Source organism: Spirillospora sp. NPDC046719, from assembly GCF_040645715.1.
Taxonomy (GTDB): domain Bacteria; phylum Actinomycetota; class Actinomycetes; order Streptosporangiales; family Streptosporangiaceae; genus Spirillospora.
In genome coordinates, this window is record NZ_JBEYYT010000527.1 from 1 (window position 1) to 5554 (window position 5554).

6 protein-coding genes are annotated in these 5554 nt (G+C 72.1%); all 6 read right to left on the reverse strand.

Annotated elements, in window-relative coordinates:
• Positions 1 to 712: 712 nt before the first annotated feature.
• A complete protein-coding gene (locus tag ABZ914_RS45020) occupies positions 713 to 1477 on the reverse strand; it encodes a dienelactone hydrolase family protein (protein WP_500200831.1) in 765 nt (254 codons plus the stop codon).
• A 79-nt stretch (positions 1478 to 1556) separates the two neighbouring features.
• Positions 1557 to 1901, reverse strand: coding sequence for a peptidase inhibitor family I36 protein (locus ABZ914_RS45025; protein ID WP_500200832.1), 345 nt, complete (start codon positions 1899 to 1901; stop codon positions 1557 to 1559).
• Positions 1902 to 1973: 72 nt separating this feature from the next.
• Positions 1974 to 3149, reverse strand: a complete 1176-nt coding sequence (locus ABZ914_RS45030) for a low temperature requirement protein A (RefSeq protein ID WP_500200833.1) — start codon at positions 3147 to 3149, stop codon at positions 1974 to 1976.
• Positions 3150 to 3186: 37 nt separating this feature from the next.
• Positions 3187 to 4131 (reverse strand): lysophospholipid acyltransferase family protein, encoded by a 945-nt coding sequence (locus tag ABZ914_RS45035; protein WP_500200834.1) that lies wholly within the window; start codon positions 4129 to 4131, stop codon positions 3187 to 3189.
• A gap of 106 nt (positions 4132 to 4237) precedes the next feature.
• Entirely contained in the window at positions 4238 to 5263 is a 1026-nt protein-coding gene (locus tag ABZ914_RS45040; RefSeq protein ID WP_500200835.1) for an NAD-dependent epimerase/dehydratase family protein, read from the reverse strand.
• Between the two features lie 38 nt (positions 5264 to 5301).
• Positions 5302 to 5400, reverse strand: a complete 99-nt coding sequence (locus tag ABZ914_RS45045; protein ID WP_018654693.1) for a 30S ribosomal protein bS22 — start codon at positions 5398 to 5400, stop codon at positions 5302 to 5304.
• Positions 5401 to 5554: the final 154 nt, after the last annotated feature.

A 5554-nucleotide genomic window follows, 5' to 3' on the forward strand; every position in this document is an offset into this window, starting at 1 on the left:
GCTCCAAAGTCAAGGGTGGACGAAGTCCATCGCGAAGCGACGCCGAAGGCGCCCTTGACTTTGGAGGGGCGGCCCCGTACGCAAGCGCCGCCCCCACCGCCTCTGGGCCCTATGCCCCGATGCCGTCAATCGTCCATCCCGCCAATCCCGGACGCACAACACAGGCACGCAACACCGGCGCCCAACACCGACTTGCCTATCCCGACTAGCAAGCCCCGACTCGTCCACTCCGAATTGCAACCTCGACTCGCAATCCTGGTGCGCCGCCCCACCCAGCCCACGAGCACCAACCCGCAAGCACCGCTCCCACAAGCATCCAACCGGCAAGCACCACGACCAGACGGCCCCACCGCCAGGCACCACCGCCGGGAACCACCGCCAGGCACCCCCACTAGGCACCCCCACTAGGCACCACCGCCGGACACCACCGCTGGAGACCACCGCCGGGCACCATCAGGCACCACCGGCAGGCACCACCCCAGCAAGCGGCAGGCAACACCCCAAGCTGCCTCACACCCCGGGTATCAACGTGCCGTCCCCGCACACACCAGTGCCTTCGCTTTGGTGCCGCTCCCATAGCCGCTCCGCCCGGCTCCACGCGAAGCCGATCCAAACAAAGCGAGCCAAACAAAGCGATCCGACCGAAGCGAGCCGAGAGAAGCGAGCCGAGAGAAGCGAGCCGAGAGAAGCGGAGAGCGGCGCCCAAGTGCCTCTACTGCGCGAGTTCGGCGGCGAAGAGGGCGCGGACGCGAGCCCAGGAGTCTTCGGCGGCGGAGGCGTCGTAGGGTTCGCGGCCCGGGAAGAAGAAGGCGTGCTGCGCGCCCGGGTAGACGACTTCCTCGTGGCGGACGCCCGCCGACTCCAGGGCGGCGGTGATCTGGTCCCGTTGGGCCGCGTCGATGACGTGGTCGAGCTCGGCGAAGAACATGAGTGTGCGGACGTCCCCGGACGCGATGGCGGGGGCGTCGTCCAGCAGGGGTTCCGGGCGGCTGAGTGCGGTGCCGGCGACGGGGAGCCAGCCGGGGTAGTAGATCGCGGCGGCGGCGAGGTCGAGGCGGGTGGCGGCGAAGAAGGCGATGTGGCCGCCGAGGCTGAAGCCGAGTACGCCGGTCTTCTCGGTGGCGTTCGCGTGCTCGCGGACGTGGGCGACGCAGGCGCGCAGGTCGGCTTCGACGTCGTCGCGGGTGAGGCGGCCGAGGAGGTCGAAGGCGCGGGTGCGGTTGGCGTCGCTCTCGGCGAAACCGGACGCGGTCTCGGAGCCGGAGCGGTGGTAGAGGTTCGGAGCGATGGCGACGTAGCCGAGCTCGGCGACCTGCCGGGCGATGTCGCGGACCTGGTCCGTCAGGCCCCACAGCTCGGAGCAGACGAGGACCGCCGGGTGCGCGCCGGAGCCGGACGGGCGGGCCAGGAACGCGTTCATCGGCGCCGGGCCCCCGACGTCGATCCGTACCTCGTCCGCGGTGATCTGGGTCGCCATGGGAGCCCCCCGTCGTCAGGTCGCGCGCCCGCGGCGCGAACCCGATGATCTTACTCGGCGGTGCCGGCCCGGGCGGCTCCTACAAGTAGGCGCGCATGGGGGCCGGGAACGCGGGTCTGGTCGAGTGGGCGGGCAGGGTCGCGACGCGGCTGCTGCCCGAGCATGCCGGGGCGTCGTAGAGGCTGAGGAAGTACGGGGTGTTGTTGACGCCCGACCGGACGGTCTGGGACAGGGACGCGCACTGCGACGGATACTGGTCGAAGCGCAGGACGGTGACGGCGCCGGTGTAGTCGGGGTTCTCGTAGAGGCATGCCGCGTCCTGCGGGCATGAGGACTGGTCGTCGGCGGCGGCGGGTGCCGCGGGTGCGACGGATCCCGCCGCGATCATGAGCGTTGTCGCCGCGAGCCGGAATCGACGGAGCATGGTGGTCCCCCTGGTGGCCGGTGCCTCTCCTTTCAAGATCATAGCCGTGCGTGATCATTTGACCGCGTACCGTCAGGACGTGGCGAGGCTCCGGCCCTTGCGGACGAGGGTGGCGCCGAGCAGCAGGACGAGCACGACGGCGATCGCGGTGAGCGAGGCGGCGACGCCGATGGTGGCCGCGCCGGGCACGGTGAGCAGGGTGAGGACGACCGCGACGGCGGTGAACGGGGGCGGGACGGTGACGTGCCCGAGCGGGGCGTGCAGGGCGTACAGCATGGCCAGGACGATCGCGACGGGCACGGCGGTCGCGGCGACGACGGTGGTCGGGCTCGCCGCGATGCCGTGCTCGCCCTCACCCGCGGACGCGACGGCGACCTCGAGTCCGGCGCCGAGTGCGGCGAGGGCCGCGAACATGCCGTAGTGGCCGTAGCCCCAGATGAAGGAGCGGTCGCGGCGCGCTTCGAGGCCCTCGCCGGCGGGTTCGGAGAAGTAGATCCACCAGATCGTGAACAGGACGGTCAGCCCGGCGAGCGCGATGACGACGAGTTCGGCGCTGAGCCCGTGGGCGACGGCGCCCTGGACGGCGTTGGTGGCGGCGAGGACGCTCTCGCCCAGCAGGATGATGGTGAACAGGCCGTACCGTTCGGCGATGTGGTGCGGGTGCCAGGTCGTCATGCCGGGGCGTTCGGCGAACAGCGGGACGGACAGGTCCGCGAGGGCGCAGACGACGAAGGCCCACACCGGGCCGTCGCCGGGGAGGGCGAGCCGGGACACCCACAGCACCTGGACGAGCGAGACCCCGATCGCGTAGCGCAGGGCGGTGGCGCGGCCGTCGGGGTGGGCGATGGCGGCGCGCACCCAGAGGCTGACCAGGCCGACGCGCATGACGAGGTAGCCGATGGTGACGGTGGTGAAGTCGCCGTCGAACGCCGACGGCACGCCCGCCGCGAGGACGAGGACGCCGGCCATCTGCAGGAACGTCATCACGCGGTACGGGACGTCGTCGGTGTCGTAGGCGGACGCGAACCAGGTGAAGTTCATCCACGCCCACCAGATCGCGAAGAACACGGCGAGGAACGCCCCTACGGCGTGGCCCGCGTGGCCCTCCTCGGTGGCGTGCGCGAGCCGTCCGGCGATCTGCGACACGGCGGCGACGAACGTCAGGTCGAACAGCAGCTCCAGGGGGCTGGAGACGCGGTGGGGTTCGGCCAGGTCACGGGCGACCATCCGGGTACGCAGCGATGGCATGCGCTCACTCTAGGGCGCGCCCCGCCCGCGGGCGTTCTCAGAAGAACGCGGGCCCGCGGCGCAGCAGGGTGTCGTACAGCATCTGCTGGACGTTCTCGCGGACGTGGTCGGTGACGTTGAACAGGGTCATCGGGTCGTCGGCGTCCTCGGCGGCGTACTCCTCCAGCGTCATCGGCTCGCCGAACTGGATCATCCACTTGGACGGCAGCGGGACGAGCCCGGCGGGTCCGAGCAGCGGGAACGTCGGGGTGACGGGGAAGTACGGCAGGCCGAGCAGCCGGGCGAGCGGCCGCAGGTCGCCGATCTTGGGGTAGATCTCCTCGGCGCCGACGATGGCGGCCGGGACGATGGGGACGCCGGCGCGCAGCGCGGTGCCGACGAAGCCGCCGCGGCCGAAGCGCTGCAGCTTGTAGCGGTCGGCGAACGGTTTGCCGACGCCCTTGAAGCCCTCCGGGAACACCCCGACGAGCTCGCCCTTGCCGAGCAGCCGCGCGGCGTCGGCCTGGCAGGCGAGGGTGTGGCCGGCCTTGCGGGCCAGGTGCGCGAGGACGGGCACCTGGTAGACGAGGTCGGCGCCGAGGAGCCGGACGCACCGGCGGGCGTTGTCGTGCAGCGCGACCGACAGCATCAGCGCGTCGAGCGGGAGGGTGCCGGAGTGGTTGGCGACGATCAGCGCGCCGCCCTCCGCCGGGACGTTCTCGACGCCCGCGACCTCGACGCGGAACCAGCGCTCGTAGAGGGCGCGGGCCGCGGGGAGCAGGACGTTCTCGTTGAAGTCGGGGTCGTAGCCGAACTCGTCGACCTCGTACTCGCCGGAGATGCGGCGGCGCAGGAAGGCCAGTCCGGACGCGATGCGGCGCTCCAGCGGCCCGGGTCCGGTGTCGGCGTCGCCGGACTCCCCCGCCTCGCCGCCGTCTGGGCGGGCCGAGGCGAGCCGGATGACCTGCGCGCCCTCGTCGTCCTCGTGGCGGGCGTGCATCATCCTGCCTCCTTCCCCGCGCGGCGCGGGCCGCGCGGTGTCGTCCACCGGACGGGTCGCCCGATCGCGCCGGCCGGCCGGACCGTGCCGGTACGGCCGCGCTCGCCGGTCAGCCGCGCAGCAGCGAGGCCAGCCGTGCCGCCGGGCCGTGGCGGCCGAGGCCCTGGGCGGCGACGAAGTCGGCGAACGCCGCCTCCGACCCGTACTTCGGGCGCCATGCCAGCTCCTCCTCCAGGGCCGAGGTGTCGATGACCCTGCCGTAGGTGAGCCAGCGCAGCAGCTCGGGCGAGAATCCCGACATGCCCGCGAACCGCCGTCCCATGTCGCCGAACAGCGAGATCGACGGCGCCGGGACGGGCACGTAGGGGCGGCCCGCGCGGCGCAGCGCCTGCGACAGCAGGAGCACGCCGTCGCCGGCCACGTTGTAGCAGCCGGGGTGGTCCTCGACGGTCATCCGCCGCAGCACCTCGACGCCGTCGTCCTCGTGGACGAACTGGAGCCGGGGGTCGAAGCCCAGCACCGTCGGGACGACCGGCATGCGCAGGTACCGCGTGAGCGGCGAGTCGACGCCGGGGCCGACGAAGTTGGCGAACCGCAGCACCGACACCGTCAGGTCGGAGCGGCGCCGCGTCAGCCCGCGGACGTACCCCTCGACCTCGACGGCGTCCTTGGCGTAGCCGGACGTCGGCGCCTCGACGGGCTCGTCCCGCTCGGTGAACACGGCCGGATCCATCGGGGAGGAGCCGTAGACGGCGGCCGAGGACCGCACGACGAGCTTGCGCGCGTCGGGCGAGCGCTGGCACGCCCCGAGGAGCTGCATCGTCCCGATGACGTTGAGCTCTTTCACCTTCGCCCGCGGCACCGACGCCGAGGTGACCAGGTTGAGGTGCACCACGGTGTCGACCCGGGCGGACGAGATGATCTTCGCGATGCCGGGCGTGCGGATGTCGACCCGCACGAACTCGGTGCGGCCGAGCGGCATCGTGGGCGGCACGGTGTCCACCCCGATGACCCGCTCGATCCCCGGGTCGGCCTGCAGGGCGTGCGCGACCCGCGCCCCCAGGAAACGGGAGACGCCCGTGACGAGGACGACACGGGCCGCGGCGGGCTTGGCTGGCCCCGACTCGGCAGGCACTGTGCGCCCCACCCCTTACGGCTGAGCGACCGGCGTGCTCACTTCTTGTTGCGGCGCTGGATGCGCGTCTTCTTCAGCAGCTTGCGGTGCTTCTTCTTCGCCATCCGCTTGCGGCGCTTCTTGATGACAGAGCCCACGAGACCTCGCTCGGCGTATCGGGTGTTGTGCAGGAGACGAACGTGCCGCAGGCGAGTGATGACTCGGTACGCGGGCACGGTCGCTGCCCAAGGGTACCGCTGCGCAGGTGGAGATCTCGCCGCGGCATGGCGCGCGGCGACCGGCACCGCGCCG